This is a genomic window from Carboxylicivirga marina (assembly GCF_016612505.1).
GTDB classification, from domain to species: domain Bacteria; phylum Bacteroidota; class Bacteroidia; order Bacteroidales; family Marinilabiliaceae; genus Carboxylicivirga; species Carboxylicivirga marina.
Genome location: NZ_JAENRR010000002.1, coordinates 116,659 through 136,199, shown reverse-complemented (window position 1 = coordinate 136,199; position 19,541 = coordinate 116,659). Strand labels below are relative to the sequence as shown.

At 38.7% G+C, this 19,541-nt stretch carries 21 protein-coding genes; 10 read left to right on the top strand and 11 right to left on the bottom strand.

Going from position 1 to position 19,541, the window contains the following annotated elements; translation table 11 throughout:
• The first annotated feature begins 11 nt into the window (after positions 1 to 11).
• Complete coding sequence (gene hutG, locus JIV24_RS01585; RefSeq protein ID WP_200463245.1) at positions 12 to 995, top strand: formimidoylglutamase; 984 nt, start codon at positions 12 to 14, stop codon at positions 993 to 995.
• Here hutG and JIV24_RS01580 read toward each other — a convergent pair.
• Positions 985 to 1,680 carry a Crp/Fnr family transcriptional regulator gene (locus JIV24_RS01580; RefSeq protein ID WP_200463244.1) on the bottom strand — a complete coding sequence of 232 codons (696 nt, stop codon included), beginning with the start codon at positions 1,678 to 1,680 and terminating at the stop codon, positions 985 to 987. The two genes, hutG and JIV24_RS01580, sit on opposite strands and share 11 nt — an antisense overlap.
• 378 nt (positions 1,681 to 2,058) lie before the next feature.
• Between JIV24_RS01580 and JIV24_RS01575 the strand changes: the two genes are divergently transcribed.
• The 6 genes from JIV24_RS01575 (at position 2,059) to JIV24_RS01550 (ending at position 7,843) form a co-directional block, all read left to right on the top strand.
• Positions 2,059 to 3,654, top strand: a complete 1,596-nt coding sequence (locus JIV24_RS01575; protein WP_200463243.1) for a tetrathionate reductase family octaheme c-type cytochrome — start codon at positions 2,059 to 2,061, stop codon at positions 3,652 to 3,654.
• A 2-nt stretch (positions 3,655 to 3,656) separates the two neighbouring features.
• A complete protein-coding gene (locus JIV24_RS01570) occupies positions 3,657 to 4,265 on the top strand; it encodes a cytochrome b/b6 domain-containing protein (RefSeq protein WP_200463242.1) in 609 nt (202 codons plus the stop codon).
• A 28-nt stretch (positions 4,266 to 4,293) separates the two neighbouring features.
• The gene (locus tag JIV24_RS01565; protein ID WP_200463241.1) at positions 4,294 to 4,803 is read left to right on the top strand and encodes a rhodanese-like domain-containing protein; all 510 of its coding nucleotides are present in this window, start codon (positions 4,294 to 4,296) and stop codon (positions 4,801 to 4,803) included.
• A gap of 68 nt (positions 4,804 to 4,871) precedes the next feature.
• Positions 4,872 to 5,906, top strand: coding sequence for a rhodanese-like domain-containing protein (locus JIV24_RS01560; RefSeq protein WP_200463240.1), 1,035 nt, complete (start codon positions 4,872 to 4,874; stop codon positions 5,904 to 5,906).
• 59 nt (positions 5,907 to 5,965) lie between these two features.
• Positions 5,966 to 6,991 carry a porin gene (locus JIV24_RS01555; RefSeq protein ID WP_200463239.1) on the top strand — a complete coding sequence of 342 codons (1,026 nt, stop codon included), beginning with the start codon at positions 5,966 to 5,968 and terminating at the stop codon, positions 6,989 to 6,991.
• Between the two features lie 18 nt (positions 6,992 to 7,009).
• Entirely contained in the window at positions 7,010 to 7,843 is an 834-nt protein-coding gene (locus tag JIV24_RS01550; protein WP_200463238.1) for a sulfurtransferase, read from the top strand.
• Between the two features lie 76 nt (positions 7,844 to 7,919).
• Here JIV24_RS01550 and JIV24_RS01545 read toward each other — a convergent pair whose 3' ends face one another.
• From JIV24_RS01545 to JIV24_RS01525, 5 genes are all read right to left on the bottom strand, one after another.
• Positions 7,920 to 8,300, bottom strand: a complete 381-nt coding sequence (locus JIV24_RS01545; protein ID WP_200463237.1) for a hypothetical protein — start codon at positions 8,298 to 8,300, stop codon at positions 7,920 to 7,922.
• 4 nt (positions 8,301 to 8,304) lie between these two features.
• Entirely contained in the window at positions 8,305 to 8,547 is a 243-nt protein-coding gene (locus JIV24_RS01540) for a putative signal transducing protein (RefSeq protein WP_200463236.1), read from the bottom strand.
• An 87-nt stretch (positions 8,548 to 8,634) separates the two neighbouring features.
• Positions 8,635 to 9,711 carry an amidohydrolase family protein gene (locus JIV24_RS01535; RefSeq protein WP_200463235.1) on the bottom strand — a complete coding sequence of 359 codons (1,077 nt, stop codon included), beginning with the start codon at positions 9,709 to 9,711 and terminating at the stop codon, positions 8,635 to 8,637.
• A gap of 112 nt (positions 9,712 to 9,823) precedes the next feature.
• Positions 9,824 to 10,549, bottom strand: coding sequence for a LytR/AlgR family response regulator transcription factor (locus JIV24_RS01530; RefSeq protein ID WP_200463234.1), 726 nt, complete (start codon positions 10,547 to 10,549; stop codon positions 9,824 to 9,826).
• Positions 10,536 to 11,603, bottom strand: coding sequence for a sensor histidine kinase (locus tag JIV24_RS01525; RefSeq protein WP_200463233.1), 1,068 nt, complete (start codon positions 11,601 to 11,603; stop codon positions 10,536 to 10,538). The genes JIV24_RS01530 and JIV24_RS01525 overlap by 14 nt, the downstream gene beginning before the upstream one ends.
• 211 nt (positions 11,604 to 11,814) lie before the next feature.
• Here JIV24_RS01525 and JIV24_RS01520 point away from each other — a divergent pair, with 211 nt between their 5' ends.
• The 3 genes from JIV24_RS01520 to JIV24_RS01510 all read left to right on the top strand — a co-directional run bounded on the left by JIV24_RS01520 (position 11,815) and on the right by JIV24_RS01510 (position 15,504).
• On the top strand, positions 11,815 to 12,174 hold the full coding sequence (locus JIV24_RS01520; protein WP_200463232.1) for a MotA/TolQ/ExbB proton channel family protein: 360 nt from the start codon (positions 11,815 to 11,817) through the stop codon (positions 12,172 to 12,174).
• A gap of 130 nt (positions 12,175 to 12,304) precedes the next feature.
• Entirely contained in the window at positions 12,305 to 13,567 is a 1,263-nt protein-coding gene (locus JIV24_RS01515) for a DEAD/DEAH box helicase (RefSeq protein ID WP_200463231.1), read from the top strand.
• A 95-nt stretch (positions 13,568 to 13,662) separates the two neighbouring features.
• Entirely contained in the window at positions 13,663 to 15,504 is a 1,842-nt protein-coding gene (locus tag JIV24_RS01510) for a Xaa-Pro dipeptidyl-peptidase (RefSeq protein WP_200463230.1), read from the top strand.
• 35 nt (positions 15,505 to 15,539) lie between these two features.
• On the opposite strand, the gene JIV24_RS01505 is transcribed toward JIV24_RS01510, so the two are convergent.
• The 5 genes from JIV24_RS01505 to JIV24_RS01485 form a co-directional block, all read right to left on the bottom strand.
• Complete coding sequence (locus JIV24_RS01505) at positions 15,540 to 16,226, bottom strand: hypothetical protein (RefSeq protein ID WP_200463229.1); 687 nt, start codon at positions 16,224 to 16,226, stop codon at positions 15,540 to 15,542.
• Between the two features lie 23 nt (positions 16,227 to 16,249).
• On the bottom strand, positions 16,250 to 16,930 hold the full coding sequence (locus JIV24_RS01500) for a hypothetical protein (RefSeq protein WP_200463228.1): 681 nt from the start codon (positions 16,928 to 16,930) through the stop codon (positions 16,250 to 16,252).
• Positions 16,931 to 16,987: 57 nt separating this feature from the next.
• Positions 16,988 to 17,254, bottom strand: a complete 267-nt coding sequence (locus JIV24_RS01495) for a DUF4834 family protein (RefSeq protein ID WP_200463227.1) — start codon at positions 17,252 to 17,254, stop codon at positions 16,988 to 16,990.
• A 171-nt stretch (positions 17,255 to 17,425) separates the two neighbouring features.
• A complete protein-coding gene (locus tag JIV24_RS01490; RefSeq protein ID WP_200463226.1) occupies positions 17,426 to 19,039 on the bottom strand; it encodes a S41 family peptidase in 1,614 nt (537 codons plus the stop codon).
• A 22-nt stretch (positions 19,040 to 19,061) separates the two neighbouring features.
• Positions 19,062 to 19,541: a deoxycytidylate deaminase gene (locus JIV24_RS01485; RefSeq protein ID WP_200463225.1), complete on the bottom strand. Its 480-nt coding sequence runs from the start codon at positions 19,539 to 19,541 to the stop codon at positions 19,062 to 19,064.

Sequence of the window (19,541 nt, the reverse complement as noted above, 5' to 3'; positions counted from 1 at the left end):
AAAAAGGAAATATGCTTAAAAGATATCAGTCTCCTACCTCTCTTAATGGCCGTGTTGATAGTACGACAGATCCCAATGCCTTTAGGTGGCATCAAATTATCGAAGCTATCGACCTTAATAAGGAAATCGATATTAAAGAAGCACCTATTAATATTTGCTTTTTAGGCTTTTGTTGTGATGAAGGGGTTAAACGTAACCTAGGCCGACCTGGTGCCGCCAATGGCCCAGCAAGCATTCGAAAGGAAATGGCCAGTTGGCCAGCGAACTGCTTACCACATGCGCAATTATTTGATGCAGGAGATATTACTTGTGAAGACGGCAATCTGGAAGAAGCACAGGAAGCATTATCAGATGCAGTGGCCATTATTCTTCGAAACAAGCTATTCCCTATTTTACTTGGCGGCGGTCATGAAATTGCCTTAGGTCATTTTAATGGCATTCAAGCAGCCGGATGTGATACACCTGCTATAGTAAATTTTGATGCGCACCTTGATTTACGTCCTGTAATTGACCGGGGCTCATCGGGCACCATGTTTAGTCAGATTCATGAAATATGCTCTTCGAAAAATGAGGAATTTAATTATTTATGCATTGGTCCGCAAACCTATGCCAATACCCAAAGCCTATTTGATAAGGCAGATAGCATTAATGCTCAATACATATTGGCAAAAGACATAAGCACTTCCTCACTCGAAAATGTAGCAAGAATAATTAATGACTTTATAACAACGAAGACATCTATCTACCTGACTTTATGCTCCGATGTACTATCTGCAGCTCACGCACCTGGCGTATCTGCTGTTCAGCCATTTGGACTGGACCCGGACATTGTACTGCAATTAATCAAACAGATTATTCAAAGTGGCAAAGTCTGTAGCATTGATATTGCTGAGGTATCTCCACGTTTTGATTCAGATAATCGGACTGCAAAGCTTGTTGCTGTATATATATATGCAATAGTTAACTCTTTAATTGAATTAAAGCTTAACCAATAGCACTAATTTCAAGCAACTTATCAGCATTCAGTATCTCAATCTCATTACAATGAACAGCTATCAGTCCTTCATCTTTAAACTTCGTAAGAATACGAGTGGTACTTTCAACCGACATACTGGACAGCTCAGCCAAATCTTTTCGGGTTAATTGCAATGGGAATTTATCGGTCTTATAAATTCGATTCGACAGGCACAATAAAACATCGGCCAGGCGACCATACGTTTGTTTTTTAGTGAGGCAGAAAAAACGACCATTAATAATAACCGTATTCTCAGCTAACATACTAATCACCTGACCAGCAAACTTGGCATTACTTTCAATCAACTTTTTAAAAGCACCAATCTCTATTTGCTTTACGGTTGAATCCATATAAGTTTGTACACTGTATGGAAAGGTATTGTTACCCTCAAACAAAGCCGGAAGACCGATCATATTTATAGCAGGAAGTATTTTTAAGATAAGGGCATCATTACCATTCTCCAGATATATTTTTGCCAATCCTTCCTTCATAACCATTATATGTGATGCGAAAGAGCCCTGTTTGCAGATGTTTTCTCCACGTTTATACTCCACCTCAACACTATTCTCTTCTACAAAATCACATTCTTCTTGTGTTAAGTCATCAAAACAACAAAGTGGATTCTCTCCCACTGAACATCCATTATAAACCACCGACTTTGGCATAGCATAAACTTTAAAGGGTTAAGCAAATATAAGTATTGTCTTTTAATTTTATTTGCTTTTCAGGTATGATTTAACTCACATTAAACAACTATATATCAACATACAAGACCAAACACCTGATCACATACAGTATTTTTATATGCAAGGTTACATATAAAACTCTGCTTGCCTCCATATTTTTAACCGTAATGCGTCATACATTTCATTGATCTCCATCAAGCATTCATCATTTAAGTTACCTATTGAAGTCCGTTTTGTTGCGCATCCATTTATATAGAGAAAAAATTCTTCAAAGCTAATTTTGTAACGAATCCAATTAGTAAACAATGAGCCAATTTAATATGGCATCATTGCCATTTATGAAAAACGAAACAGCGCATGAAAAATCAGTTCTCTAAATCAGTTGTCGCGATACTGGTAAGTTTATTGCTCCCAATTGCAGTATTGTTCATAACTGTAAAGGTTGCGGCTTATCGGGGCGATCCTGACCAAGTAGATGTAAAATTAAAGTCGGAGCACATACCTTCAGTTGACCACTCTCAATTTGAAATTCTTCAACAGGACTTTGAACATCCACGCGATGTTACAGCGGCATGCTTATCATGTCACACTGGCCGAGACGAAGAAGTAATGGCTACCGCCCACTGGAAGTGGGAGCGCGAAGAGGAGATTCCTGGCCGTGGTATGGTATCGGTTGGTAAAAAGAACTTGCTAAATAACTTTTGTACTGGCGCCAACGGCAATAATGGCTCGTGCATGCGTTGCCACATTGGTTTGGGATGGAAAGATAAATCCTTTGACTTTGCCGATAACCTAAACATCGACTGCTTAGTTTGTCATGATCAAACGGATACCTACTTTAAGCAAAAAGGGCAAGGAGGAATGCCTGCAACTACCGAAACAGCCAATGCTGCTTACCAAGTGCCTGACTATCCTTATGTGGCGCAAAATGTAGGACTGCCAAAGAAAAACAATTGTGGTATTTGTCACTTCTACGGTGGAGGTGGAAACAATGTGAAACATGGCGATTTAGAAGAGGCTCTACTAACATGTAGTAAAGATGTAGATGTGCACATGGCCATGGATGGACCTGATATGGCCTGTATCGATTGTCATACAACAGAACGTCACAACATAATGGGTAAGTTGTATTCTGTTTCATCAGCCAATACCAATCGTATTCATTGTGAACAATGTCATACAACAACGCCACATAACGATAAAGTACTAGATAACCACTTTGAAAAAGTAGCCTGCCAAACTTGTCATATTCCTGAATACGCCAAAGCCAATGCCACTAAAATGTATTGGGACTGGTCATCAGCTGGGCAAACCGATGAAAGCGGTCATGGCTATTCTGAGGATGATGCTGATGGCAACCACAATTACCTGTCTATTAAAGGTAATTTTGTATGGGATGACCATGTAAAGCCAGAATACTACTGGTTTAACGGAACAGTAGACCATTACCTATCAACCGATACAATCTCGGAAGCACCCGTAAAAATCAATAGCCTTTTTGGTGAATATCGCGATTCAACAGCTAAAATATGGCCTGTTAAAGTACATCGTGGAAAACAGATTTACGATGTCGATAACAACACTTTAATTAGTCTAAAGTTATGGGCTCCTGAAGTTGGACAAGGTGCTTTCTGGAAAGACTTTGATTGGGATACAGCAGCACGATTAGGCATGGAATACAATGACAGACCGTATAGTGGTAACTACGACTTTATTGCTTCGGAAGTATACTGGCCAATCAATCACATGGTATCACCAAAAGAGCAAACTTTAACATGTATTGAGTGTCATCAAAGAGATGGTCGTTTAACTGGCTTAAATGATTTCTATCTGCCTGGGCGCGATTACAACAAATCAGTTGATTACGCCGGATTTGGCCTCATCTTTTTAACACTTATTGGTATAGTGGCCCATTTCCTTGGACGCATTGTTGCCTTCTTTAAAAACAGATAACTATGGAAAAAGTAAAAATATATAGCCGATTTGAACGCTTTTGGCACTGGACACAGATGGCCCTCATCTTATTATTAATGATAACTGGTTTTGAGATTCACAGCACCTTTGAAGCTTTTGGTTTTGAAACATCGGTACGCTTACATTCTGCCGCGGGATGGGCCTTTCTCATCCTTACCATATTTGCAATTTTCTGGATGCTGGTAACAGGTCAAAGCAAGCAGTTTGTACCTGTACGTAATAATGTAAAACAACAAGCCATGTATTACATGGTTGGTATTTTCAAAAAGGCTCCTCATCCGGTAAAAAAGACAGTAGACAGTAAATTAAACCCATTGCAGCGCATCATCTACTTTGGGCTTATCATCCTGGTTTTTCCTGTTCAATTAATTACAGGCTTTCTGTATTTATTTTTTCATTATCCAGATAAACCATTTGCATTAGAAGGCTTGGAGGCAGTAGCGGTGCTTCACACCCTAGGAGCATTCCTTTTGGTAGCCTTTGTGATTGCTCACCTGTACTTAATAACCACCGGACATACGGTTACATCCAATCTACAGGCAATGATAACCGGCTATGAAGAATTGGAGGAAGAAGAGAAAGAAGTTTAAGTAGAAACAACTAAATAATAATAATCATATGAAAAAGCTTTTGATATATACAGCATGCTTGATGGCAATGATAAGTTGCCAAACAAGGCCAACAAACCTAACGGTTGACATGATGGTGGATCTGGCCAATGAAGTTGTCACCACAGTTACTCCAGCCGAATTGATGAATATTATGGAGACCGAAGAAATATTCAATGTGATCGACGTTCGTCAGAACAATGAACATTACTATGGTTTTATACCTGGTTCGGTAAATATTCCAAGAGGTAGCATTGAATTCAACATTGCTACAGAAACCTTCTGGGAAACTGAAGGCTTATACATGCCCGAAAAGAAAGAAACACTCATTCTTTATTGTAAAAAGGGAAAACGCTCCACATTAACCGCTGAGACTTTAATGTCGATGGGCTACAAAAAAGTATTGGTACTCGAGGGCGGTTGGAAGAATTGGGAAATGACGTACCCTGACTACTGCGACAAAAATTTAGAGATGCTAGCTGGTGGTCCTGCCAAGCACGATGATGGTGGCGGATGCTAAATAAAAGACACGACAATACATATCAAATAATTACAAACTATTCTTTAATTATTAAATCCTTTTTAGTTATGAAAAATCTATTTCGTTATTCAATTTTAATGCTTGCCGTAAGTGCAATGTTATTTACTGGTTGTAAAGATGATGGCGATGACGCCGACGTTAGTCACTTTGAAATTATGACTGACTACATGGTAGCCAATAATTTGGATTTACCTGCCATCATATCAGGTAGTGAAGGAGACCTTAAATTTGTAAACCCTGGGCCTGCTGATGAAGCAAGTGTTCCAACCTGGGCAGCTGGTTTTGATATTATAATGGATATTAGAGGCGGTTCAGACTACGCTGCCGGACATATTGTAGGTGCTCAAAATGTCGCTTGGGCTAATGTTATGACAGAGGCAAATACAGTAGGACAAAATGCCAAAATTTTAATGGTTTGCTACTCAGGCCAGTCAGCTTGTTATGCAACTTCTTTATTACGCTTAGCTGGTTTTGATAATGCTCAGGCTCTTAAATGGGGTATGAGCGGATGGGCTTCTTCATGCGCAAATCATAATAGTGGATGGAATAATGCTACTGGTGACTTGGTTAGTGGTCATGCGAACTGGACTAATGAATTAACACAAAGCACATTCTTTAACTACCCTAAGTTCACAGCTTCTTCTTCTGATGGTGCATCGATATTATTAGAACGTATTAATGCTGTATTTGGTGCTGGTTTTGGTGCTGCTGCTGTTTCTGGTTCGGCTGTTCTTGATGATCCATCAGCCTTCTGCATTAACAATTATTACAATGAAGCAGACCATACCGAATTTGGACATTTCTCAGGAGCTTATCGAATTCAGCCATTAACAGTTGGTAATGATGAAATTAAGCACCTTGATCCTGAAAGTACTGTAGTTACATATTGCTATACTGGTCAAACCTCAGCTGTTATTTCGGCCTACTTAAATGTATTAGGTTATTCAGCTAAAAGTATGAAAGCTGGTATGAATGGTATCAACAACCACAGTGATGTTTGGACATCAGGAACAAATGCTGGTAATAACTCTAAAAATCAGTGGAAAGACTCGAAACCTAAAGATTATCCTTTTGGTAACTAATATCTAACAATATAAATCCCGGGTGTAATACCCGGGCTTTTTACTTTAATTCGAACATTATGAAGAATATCAATATCCTATTTTTTCTATTACTCATGCTCGCAGTTCCATTTGCAGGATTATCACAAGGTTGCGAAGAACCAAGTGGCGATACTGACGATGGATCACCGAAAGTAATAGGATTTATCCAACCACAATATGAAAGTCACTTTACCGATCCGGGTACAAGTACTTTTAAATTTATGCGTGCACGCCTGGGTGTTACAGGTCAAATCCCTTATGACTTCACTTATTATGTGATGGCTGAATTTAGTTCATTTGTGAGCTCTGGTGGTAATCCTTTCTTGTTAGATGCCTTTATCTCTTATCGCCGATTTGAATGGGCTAAAATGTCTGTTGGTTCTTTTAAGCAACCATTCGGATTAGAAGTAAACACATCATGCTCTGGTCTTCACACCATTATGCGCTCAAAAGTATCTGACCAATTAATTAGCCCACAACGCGATATGGGTTTTATGGTATTTGGCGGCACGAATGAAAACTTATTGCAATATCAATTTGCCATAATGAATGGAACAGGTCTTGGAGTGAAGGACAACAACTCTAAAAAAGATATGATTGGCCGTTTAAAAGTTAACCCACTTGACTTCCTAAGTATTGGTGGTAGTTTCCGCTACGGTTATCCAATAAACAATGAAGAAACACGTACTTCATTCGCTGCAGAATTTGAAGTTAACCTAAACAACCTGTTAGTACAAGGTGAATATATTTATGATGAGGGTGACCAAAACCCTGCCGCTGGTGGTGGTTGTGGTTCTGATCCTGTTATTCTTGGTGAAAAAAGAGGCGGATATTGGGTACAAGGTATGTACATGACGAAGTGGATGCTTCAGCCTGTAATGAAATTTGAGATGTTTGACCTTGATAGTGATATCGATGAAAATGAAGAGTACATTACCACTTTTGGTCTTAACTATTTCTTCAATGATTGGACACGCTTACAGGTTAACTATCAATACAAAGCCGAAAAAGCAGGAGAGGTAGAAAATGATGCCCTATTAATGCAATTACAAGTGAAATTTTAATCGACAAAACAAAAAAGCATGAAGAGATTAAGTATAATAGCAGCCCTTGTTATTTATACACTAGGAGCAGCTGCGCAGGGTGATTTTATTTCGGTTAAAGAACTGGCTGGTAAAATCAATAGCAAAGATGTTATTATTATTGATGCACGTAAAGAAGCCGAATATAAAAAGGTACATATTCGCAATGCCATTAATTTTCCAGTGGAAGAGTTATCTACAAAAACTCCCATTGAAGGCATTTTAAAAAGTGATGCAGATGTGTGTAAAGTAATGGGTGCACACGGTGTTGATTTCAACAAAGAGATTGTGTTGTACTGTAACAAAGGCAGTAATGCAGGTCGCATGTATTGGATCATGAAAATGATGGGTGCGTCAAATGTGAAGTTATTAGATGGAAACCTTGATGCATGGAAAGCTGGTCGCAAGCCAGTGACGCGCATGCCAAAAATGCCTAAGAAAACAACTGTTACCGCTAAACTTGATCGTTCGACTTACCTGACAATGGCCGATGTAAAAGCCAAAAAAGGTAACGCCGTATTGGTAGATGCTCGTGCCGATAATTATTTCAATGGTACAGACCCAAAAAGTAAAGGTCATATTGAAGGTGCCATCAGCATTAACTCCGATTTAATGCGCGATGATAAAGGCCTGATTAAAACAGATGAAGAGCTTAAGAAATTATTTGCCTCAAAAGGGGTAACAAAAGACAAAGAAGTAATTTTATATTGCCAGACAAGTACACGTGCAGGTTTGCTTTATACTATTATGACCACAAAATTAGGTTATACCAACGTAAAAGTTTACGATGGTGCCTATAACGAATGGGTAACTGCTAATAAAGTAGTTTCTTAAGATACCTTTTAAATCAGTCAGCTTGATTTTAAACAGGTTGCCCTAAACCCTTGGGCAGCCTGTTTTTTTTATTCTCTTATCCTAAGAAAACTAAAACTGAAATTAGTATCCAGAAAATCCACTGGAACATTTTGAATAACCCACCTTTAACTGATGATGTAAGTGCAATAACAATTTGAACCACTGCAAAAAAGGCATAATTCATCCCAATAAAATTAAGTACCATAGTAGGATCATGCATACAGTTTTCAAAGTTAATCCCAACCATTACTAAAACCAGCGATGATAAGATTTGGTATACCGAGATATAATGAAAAACAGAAAGAATAACATTCTTAGGTATAGGCTCTAAATCACAGGCCAAAAAGGGTTTCAAATACAATTTGCTTCCGGCAGTGAAATGCCCCAGCGTTGCTAATCCGGCCAAAATACCGGCCATCAATACCATTGTGTTCATACATTTATTTTTTTAGGTTACTGATATAATCTGCTACTATTTGAAGTGCTTCGTCTTTATCCTTTTCCAATACAATTACTTTGGCTCCTTCTGATTGAATTGGTTCATACATATGAACATTCAACAATGAGTTCTTCATAAAGTTTGCAATATGCGCCGCTTCCAGCAGCGATCGAACCATTTCTGCCTCCCAAAGTGTACCAGAGAAGACTTCAACACTTGCTTGCTTATCATATGACTGTTTCATATAGCAACTTACTAATTGTTGGCGAGCAAAGCAATTTATAATCAATCAGGTGCCATAGTATAAAGCAATGTCACCTAACACTACCGTTTAATCATCCAATTTAGTTTGAAAAAAAACCTCAGGATTATCTTTTGCAATGGTCATAAAGTCCTCTTCGCCCAGATATGCTCGTAAATCAATACTGAAACGACGCTCACTGGCTTCGGTTTCGACCATATAATAATCGGAGCCAAACAATACTTTTGAACGAATTGCCTTATCCTGCAATAAAATCTTTAGCAATGGAAAAAACGCTTGCTCATTCAATGTAAATGAGATATCAGAATACAGGTTCGGGTATTTCTCAATCATCTCTTTAATGATTAAAAACCAATTATCCTTATCACCCGGGTTATCCAGAAATTCATCCCAATAATGTGATGAGCCGAAGTGTCCAAGGCAAATCTTCAATTCGGGAAAATCGGCCATCACATGCTCCCAGTTTAATGGATTAGTAAACTGCGAACACATTACTTTTCGACTCATACCACGTGTATCAATGCTATCACGAGACTTTTCCAACAATTTCTTCAACTCTTTCTTTTTACCTTTAAAATGCACGGGATTAAACGGACTACAATGTGTAATAATTGGCAAGGCATGATGTTGACAATATTCATACACCGGATACATGCGCTCATCGTAAGGAAAATAACCCAAGGGTGGATATATTTTTACGCCACGAAAGCCCCATTCTTCAACACATTGCTTCAGTATATCCATGTATGCTTCGCGTCTGGGATCGATGTGAACAAATGGAATCACTAGAGGGTGCTTCTGTTTTAACTCACCCAACTCGCGTAGCTGCTCAATATAGGCTCGCGGCACTTTACCGGCTCCCATAAATGCCATATCCATGGCCAAAACACCAAACTTACTGTTTCGAGGATAAAAACGCTGACACTCTTTGAAGATAGCTTCCTGAGAACCAAGACGCCCCAACTCCACAAACTTCACATATCGGTCAAACGCATCGTTGTCTGAAAATGGATTGATGTTATTTAAAATGCGGGAAATAACTTTAAAACCCGGTTTTGTTGATAGTAATCGAACAAGTCCCAGAGGCAAAAAACCTCGCGGAATATCGGCATCCTTAAAAGTGTGGATGTGACTGTTGTAAATCATCGTTGTGTTTTAGGTTAGAAAACGGCAACAATAATACTGAAAACTATTGCAATGTTAAACATTAGCCTGCATCAGTTTTCTGATGACGCTAAAATGCAGTATTAAGGCTATATTATATTTCTGACAGCCGATTTTCTAAAGGGCTTTGAAGAAGCCTTTGTACTGTACTTCGATAGGTACGCCCAACAGGTAACTGATTATCGCCAACCTGCAACATATTGCCATTAATCGCAGTCACAAATTGATTGGCCACAATAAACTGGCGATGTATACGAATAAAACCCCTTTTATCTAATTTAGTTTCCATATGGCTTAAACGCTCACGCGATGTCAAACGACCATCTTTATGATGAATAATTACATAATCACCAAAGCTTTCAATGTATCGTATATTGCTTATTGGCATTCGGATAATACCAGTACTTACTTTAAAATTAATAATCCCATTATCAGATTCATTTTCATTCGATTTCACATTACCCATTCGCTCGTAATAACGGTCAATCGCACGCCCCAGTCGTTCTATCGAAATGGGTTTTAACAGGTAATCGATCACATCTAAATCATAGGCCTCAACAGCAAAATTGCGATAGGCTGTAGTGAAAACAATAGCAGGCTGATGACGAAAGGACTTCAGAAATTCAATACCGTTCATCAATGGCATCTCAATATCAGAAAAGATGATATCAACCTGGTGACTGCGTAAAAAAATAAGTGCTTTTGGAGCAGAAGTAAATGTTTCGAGCACTTCTACCTCTGGGAATGCTTCGAGATGCCTTTCTAAAATTCGAATGGCGATTGGCTCATCATCAATGATTAAACATTTACTCTTCTTCATTATCAATTGTTTTAATAATTAATCTGGCCTCAAAGAAATTGTCACTACAGTTCGTTTGTAAATCAGCCCTATTACCATATTGTAATACCAAACGTCGATTTAAGTTATCCAAACCAAGGCCACCGCTTGTACTCACTTCGATATCGTCACATGAACAGGAGTTGATAAGCTTGAAATCAATAATCGCGTCAGTTTTAATCTCAATATCAACTTTCAAAATTCCCTCTTTTGATGGCTTTCCATGCTTAAAAGCATTTTCAACTAAGGTGAGTAATAGCAAAGGCGCAATACTAAATTCTTGCCTAAATTCTTTTCTAAAGGTCAGGTGCAGGCTTTCACCAAAGCGCACCTTCTGAATAGCCGTGTAGTTTTCTATTTGTTTTATTTCATCACATAATAGCACTTCACCATTACTTTTATACAACATGTAGTCGAGCATCTCTGAAAGTTGCATAATCACTTTGGGGGTTTGCTCCGATTTTTCAAGACTCAGACCATAGATACAATTGAGAGCATTAAATAAAAAATGGGGATTCACCTGACTTTTGAGCAACTCCAGCTCCACTTCCTTAAGCTTTAAATGAGCCTCCATTGCCAGTTTATCGGTCTTTTCCTTTTGACGCTGAAGGTTCAATGTTTCCACGACAAAACGAAAAGCCACACCACCAAACACAATCATGTTAACACCACCCACCTGAAAGCGGATATCATTAGATTCTTCGACAATTCTGGCATTATCAAAACTCCAAAACAATATGTGTAGAATAAAAGTTAAAATGCTTTCGAGCCAAAAAGCCGTCACAAACACATAAAGGGAAAATATAACAAAGCGAAAATATCGTCGGGCAGGCAGGTTAGGTTTTGTCACAAAGCGATGATGAATATCAACACAGGCAAAAGAAATAAAAAGAAAGATTATTGAAAAAGTTAAGGTTACATTTTTGGGTGTTTGGGAACTACCATAAAACAGCCTGAAAAAATAAAAGGCAAACAGCCAGTATAGTGTAAACACACCATAAACTATCCACTTTCGTTTATCTGTTATTGCTAGCATTGCACCAAATTAGTAAAAAATGCCAGCCATTTGTCTTTAATAATTGGATTTGCGCTCAACAGCCTATTTGGTACGATAAACAACCATTTATTCCTTAAACGCTTCGCCATATCTGTTCATCGCATTTTTAATCACGTTCATCGCATTTTTTATGATTACACAACGCTGCCTCATAAGTTTGGCATATATTGTTAAACCAAATTAATTTATTATGATTGATTTTCTAGTGCAAGGCGGCATAATTGGCATGCTCATTATTACATTTTTTGGTATGGCTGCTATTGTTATGGCTGCTTTAAATACCTATAATCAGTTTTCAGGTCGAGGAATTACACCCAAAACGCTCAACAGTGTACTTTACCTGGGCAGTCTGGCCTTTTGTGCCGGCTTAGTCTGGAATGCCTTAGGTATGTATGAGATTCTGGATGTGATACAACGAATGGGAAGCGTTTCTCAATCGGCTTTAGCAGGTGGGTTAAAAGCAGCAAGCATCAGTACTATTTATGGCCTATCGCTATTTTTTATCGCCTATGTTTGTTGGTTCTTATTGCGTCTGAAAACCAATAGCTAGCAGATATCTTATGCATTAAAAGTTAACTGATGTTATCGCTCACGGCGATTACATCAGTTGCGAATATCAAACTTACTGGCTTCATCACTTTCTTACTTTTAATCGTATCTTTGCCGAAAATTGATACACCATGAAGTTTTCAGAGTTCGGCTTACACGAAAAAATTACCAAAAGCATCGACCAGCTTGGCTATAAGCGCCCAACTGACATTCAGTTTAAGGCGATACCAGCTATTCTCGAAAGAGAAGATGTTCTGGCCATTGCACAAACCGGTACTGGTAAGTCAGCTGCATTTGTGATTCCTATCTTACAATTGCTACAGAAAAAACGCAAAAATAAAGACAATGGTGTACGCTGCATTGTGATGGTTCCTACACACGAATTAGCGAAACAAATTACGGATGTATTTAAGCAAATAGGTAAAAACACTTCGTTGAAATTTACAGCCATTTATGGTGGGGTTGACCAAACAGAACAAATAGAACGATTAAAAAAAGGAACCGATGTGCTTATCGCTACCCCTGGTCGTTTGTTTGACTACATTAATCAGGGTGTTGTTAAAGTCTACAATGCAGAGATTTTAGTGTTGGATGAAGCTGATCACATGCTTGATCTGGGTTTTTATAAAGACATTGAAGACCTGATTAAATATTTGCCCAAAAAGCGCCAGACCTTATTCTTCTCGGCCACCATCGATCAGAAAATTAAGAAGCTGGCCTATTCACTGGTTAGTCGCCCCATTCGCATTCAGATATCTCCTAAGAATCCTGTTGCCAAAAACATTGACCATTCAGTGGCCTTTATCAAAATGGATGATAAACGTTTCTTTTTGGAACGTGTGGTTCGCTCACATCCCGAAAAGAAAATATTGGTTTTTGTTCGAACCAAAGTACGTTGCGAACGTGTACTTAAAGCTATGGAACGTGTAAAGGTTGCTGCTGTTTCCATTCATAGCGATAAAAGCCAGGATGCTCGCGACAGCGTTATGAAACAGTTTAAAGCGGGCGAGGTAAAAATGCTTATTGCCACCGATGTGAGCGCACGTGGAATAGATATTCCGAATGTGGATATTGTGGTTAACTATGACATGCCTGAGCAACCTGAAAACTATGTTCACCGGGTAGGACGAACAGGACGTGGTAAATTAAAAGGTACGGCCATTGCTTTTTGTAGTGAGGAGGAAAAAGAGATGCTCACCACTATTGAAGATTACACCGGCTATCCGATTGACATCACAGATGTTGGCCATGATGAATATTCGGATACGATCGACTTCTCAACCGAAACACATGCCGATTGGAAAACACTGATGCGACAGGCTGAAGTAGAAGAGGAAGAGTACCAGGTTATCAAGAAGAAAAAAACTAAGAAGAAGAATAAAAAGAAGAAGTAAGTTTTCTACTCCACTTTGTTTTATAATACCTATTTTTAACTGACTTAATAACAAAACAATTCGTCAGTTAATAGAAATCAACACCCTCTTAAATCATGAAAAACAGCTGTGTTTTTGCCTTTGTAATGGCCAGTCTTCTTGCCATTCAGACCAATATTGCTCAAGAAACTGATAAAGCCATTCCTGTATTTAAAGATGGCGAAGCTCAAATTGTTGAAGCATTTAGCAAGTCAAACCAATGGATAAGGCATGATTTATGGGTCGAAACAGAATTTGATACAGATGGAGATGGTAATGCTGATCGCATGCATGTAGCCGTAACACGACCTGCACAAACTGACACTGAAAAATTAAAATTACCTGTTATTTATGTTTCCAGTCCCTATTTTGCAGGTGTGGCTAATGATGGTGGCGGCATGTGGGATGTTAAGCATGAATTAGGCGAACTACCTTCTGTTGAACGGCAACACCCGCAAGTTACACGAACCGGCGAGCGACCCATTATCTCCAATTCACATATTAACAAATGGGTACCGCGGGGTTATATTGTGGTGCACTCTTCATCGCCTGGAACAGGATTATCACAAGGAGCACCAACCATTGGCGGCGATAATGAGTCACTCGCGCCTAAAGCAGTGATAGATTGGCTATGTAAGCGCATACCCGGTTATACCACTCCTGATGGTGATGAAACGGTTGAGGCTTATTGGTCTACCGGCAACATTGGCATGACCGGAACCTCGTATAATGGCACTATCCCATTAGCTGCAGCAACAACCGGTGTTGAGGGGCTTAAAGCCATTATTCCTATTGCGCCCAACACTTCTTATTATCATTACTATCGTTCAAACGGTCTTGTACGTTCGCCAGGTGGTTATTTAGGCGAAGATATTGATGTCTTATACGATTTTATACACAGCGGCGATGAAGCAAAACGTGCCTATAACAATGCAACTGTTCGTGATAAAGAAATGAAAGAAGGCATGGATCGCCGAAGTGGTGACTACAATGACTTTTGGGCTGGCCGCGATTATTTGAATGATATGGAATCAATGAAAGCAGCCATGCTGATGTCACACGGTTTTAATGACTGGAATGTAATGCCTGAGCACAGTTATCGCATTTACAAAGCAGCAAAAGAAATGGGATTACCCTGCCAGATATACTATCATCAGAAAGGTCATGGAGGTCCACCACCAATGCGTCTGATGAACCGTTGGTTTACCCGTTATTTACATGGTGTCGAAAATGAGGTGGAGAATGACCCCAAAGCATGGATTGTGCGTGAGCACGATCATGAGATGGAACCAACACCTTACGATGATTATCCTAATCCTGAAGCAGAAACGGTAAGTCTTTATTTATCTCCAGGTGCACCTGCCAGTGGTCAATTACTTCTTGAACAACAGAATACTCAAGCCGAAGAAACACTCATTGACAATTATTCATTCTCAGGTTCAAGTTTAGCCATGGCCGCTGTAACCAATCATCGTTTAATCTATTGTACCCCCGTATTAAATGAAGACATCCATATTTCAGGCGTCCCAAGCATAACAGTGCGACTGGCTTGTAGCAAACCGGCGGCTAATTTATCTGTTTGGTTGGTTTCATTACCCTGGAATGAAAGCCGGCGAGCTAAAATCAACGATAACATAATCACCAGGGGGTGGGCTGATCCACAAAATCATCGTTCAATACGAAAAAGTTCACCTTTGAAACCAGGTAAATTCTACGAAATTAGTTTCGACCTGATGCCCGATGATCAGATTATTCCAAAGGGACAACAAATTGGCCTGATGATATTTTCAAGTGATCGTGAGTATACACTCTGGCCACAGCCCGGTACAGAGTTGACAATTGATCTTAATAAAACAAAAATCGATATACCTATCATTGGTGGAAGCCAACAATTCAGACAATCGATTTTAACAGATTAATGCGGTGAATAAATCACCCTAAAAAAAACTGATGGTTACTGGAGCGAGTTGTAATACTCAACTAAGCGCTTAACACTGTCAGTTTTTTTGAATTTAGTTTTGTGCTTTTTAATATAAGCGGCAAGTTCTTCCTGGTGTGCAGGTGCTAATTCGAGAAAGTCTTTTTTAGTTTTTACCTCGTGAAGTACATCTTTATTAAAAGCGATGTAAAAACCGGGCATTTTGCTTTTAAATTCAGCTGGCTTGGCATCCTTATATGGCCTTGACTCCTCAGGCTCTGATAAAAATATATTGTGCTTGATGAAAAAACCACAGAGTGAGTCATTGACAAACTCTTCGAAATAAGCAATCTGTTTCTTATTAGAATCAACATATACCTTTAGGGCAAAATGATGTCCATCAAGCACCATGGATGGAAACAGTTTCTCCTTTGGAATTGAATAATACTGATCTCCTTTTTTGATTTCCATTTCATCGTTATATACATTATAACGCATAGTGAGACCTTCGAAAGATTGCTCATCAGCTAAAATCAATTTCCCTTGATCGGTTTCAAATAAGTAAGGGCTTCCATTATAGTTTATGGCCGTTTCGCCATTCCGAATCTTTAAATTATCAAGGTTCTGCCAAAAATTATTGAATTCAGGTGAGCCATAGAAATCCTGAGACTTCGATAAACCACAAACACTAAAGAATATTGTAAAGAGTAGCAAAATACGCATTGGTCAACGGCTTTATCTAATGGTTAAAGAGTATTATAAAACTGTACCAATTCTTTGATACTTTCTGGCTTTCGAAATTTGATTTTGTTTTTCTTGATGAATTTCTCCATCTCTTCTTTATGGTTTGGTAACAGGTTAAGGAAATCCTTCTTACTGTTAATGTAGGCTAGCATACCATTATCGAAACTAACAAATACTTTTGGAGGATTATTGACAAACTTTGCAGGTTGAGCTTCTTTGTAACCTTGTGATTCTACAGATTCTACCAGGATGATATCATGCTTTAAAAACAATCCACACTTTTTATCATCTACTAAGGGTTCGAAATATCCTGAGCTCTTTTTAGTGCCATATTGGTAGGGTTTCAATACAAACGGATGTCCATTTAAAGTGAAGGTCATAAACGTTTTTTCTTTTGGAATGGCATAATAATGTTCACCCTTTTTGATTTCCATTTGGTCATCGTAAACATTATACCTTATCGTTAAGCCATCAACTTTTTGACCATTAGTCATTTCTAATGAAGCAGCACCACTCTCGAATAAATATGGCGAACCTTTGTATTCGGCAAACTGAGAGCCGGTATCGATCTGTTTATTTTCAAGATCACGCATTAATTGCCGGATTGCCGGGTGAACAAAATCCTGTGCTGTACTTGAAAAAAGAACGATCATTAAAATAAGGAGTGAGTAAATTCGTCTCATGAGTTATAGTTTAAGAAGTTAAAATTAAACAATTAACCCATTCATCCAAATATACACCTATTTCACCTCTTCAAAATCGACATACTCACCTTCATTTTCATCTACAACACCTGACGATTTCTTTTGAGTATTCTTTTTAACGGTTACTTTGCCTTCTTGTTGCTGAGCCTTCTGCTGGTAATTCGTGGTGGCATTTTGCTGCTGTTGCTGCATACGCTCAACCCCTTTTTTAAGGATATAAGGTAATACCAGTCGCCCAATAATTTTAAACAGGTAATAGAAGGTAATAAGGAAAAATATAGTTTTTAAAAGACCTACGAGCATATCAAATAGTTTTAATCAAATATACAGCTATGGTATCAATTATCGTGCAAAAGATAAAGTATGGATGGCAACATGTCAAGATTTCAAAAATTATATAATTTCTTGACAATATGACATTAAAAATGCGCAAAGAACTGACGCTTTGCGCATTTTTAATATTTCAATTATTAATTAGCTCTCAATCTTACCAGCTTCTTCAATGGCTTTTATAAGCACGTCGTCAAGCTGCTGAATAATTGGATAAAATCCTTCGTTATCAATCATATTGCGGGCAATATAGGCCTTTAATTCAACCTCAATTAATTGCTTTGATGTTTGATATTCATCTCGCTTATACTCCACCCCTTTGTCTTTTGCGTAACGTAAGAAATCGCTCAACAAGCTTTGTGTATTAAGGTATTGCTCCAGTGTTTCTGCACTGTTATATTTCTCTAGTTGCTGACGATTATTATCGGTGTACTCCAAAGCATAACGATAAATCACTCCATTCATGCGTAATTTTGCAAAATAATCGGTTAGCATGGTTGTATCACGAGGTACAAAAATATCTGGCATTACGCCACCACCTCCATAAACAGTACGTCCATTTTTAGTCGTGTATTTTAACTCATCATCAAACTGAATACTATCCTGATTGAAGAACTCACCGTGCTCATAGCGCTTATAGATATCTTCGTAATAATCATCGTTTCCATTTTCATACGATTTTTGGATGCAACGACCGCTTGGCGTATGATAACGAGCCACAGTCAACCTCAGAGCCGAACCATCAGGTAGAGGGATTTGCTGTTGCACTAAGCCTTTACCAAATGAGCGGCGACCAATTACCAATCCGCGATCATTATCCTGTATGGCACCTGCGAAAATTTCACTGGCCGAAGCAGAAAATTCATCGATCAACACGATGACTTTGGTGTCCTGACAAGTACCTGCACCGTTGGCTTTAACGTCTAATCGCTTTTGTGCTTTCCCTTCGGTATAAACAATTAAATCCTTTGCCGGTAAAAACTCATTACAAAGACGAATAGCGACATCAAGCAAACCGCCTGAATTACCTCTGAAATCGATAATCACCTCTTTGCAATTATTGGCTTTCAGCTTGGCCAGAGCTGTTAAAAATTCCTGGTAGGTGTTCTGAGCAAACTTATCCACTTTAATATACCCGGTTGATTCGTTAATCATGTAACTTACCTCAACACTATTAATCGCAATGCTACCGCGGGTAATTTTATAATCAATCAAATCTTTATTTGGTCGGCGAAGCACGCCAACTTTCACTTCTGTACCCATCTCACCTTTCAGCTTCTTCATCACTGCATCAGTTCCAATATTTTTACCGGCTATAATGGAATCGTCAACCGCTACAATACGATCACCTGGTAACAAGCCAACCTTCTCTGATGGGCCACCCTGAATAACCTGAATGACCATTACCGTATCATTTTGCATCGTAAACTGTACGCCAATGCCTCCAAAGCTACCTTGTAACTCCTCATTCACCTTATTTAAATCCTTGGCCGGAATGTAAACAGTATGCGGATCAAGGTTTTTAAGAATTTGAGGAATCACTTTTTCCTCAATGGCTTCCCTGTCAACAGTATCGACATACTCCTCATCAATTAAATTAATGAGGGTAGCTATTTTACTTGACTGTGGGTATATCATTAAAGGGTTACTTCCTCCCGAACTTGGTGCTTTGATAAAATTACGACCTATAAATACTCCTGTTGCCACAAGCAGGGCATATAGGAAAGGCATAAATATTTGCTTGCGTGTATTTGACATATAACGTTATTTACAAATTGAGTTATTGTTGTGTATTACCAAGTATTAAACCGTCTTCTACCTTAATGAGTTCATCTTCGATGTGAACAACTTCTATATTGGCCCTTGATAATAGATCTAATCCATCGGTATTATGGTATTTTTCGGCAAAAACCACACGCTTAATACCAGCCTGAATAATCAGCTTTGAACATTCGATACAGGGCGATGCCGTAACATATAAAGTTGACTCGTCGGAACTGTTATTTGATCGCGCTACCTTGGTAATGGCATTGGCTTCGGCATGTAACACATAGGGTTTGGTTTTATTCGCACAGTCTTCGCACTCATTCTCAAACCCTGAAGGCGTGCCATTGTAGCCATCACTAATGATCATTTTATTTTTAACGATAAGCGCTCCCACCTGTCTTCTAACGCAATAGGAATTTTGTGCCCAGATGCGTGCCATGGCCAGATAACGTTGATCAAGCAGAAATTGCTTTTCCTCTTGTGTTAATTTCAT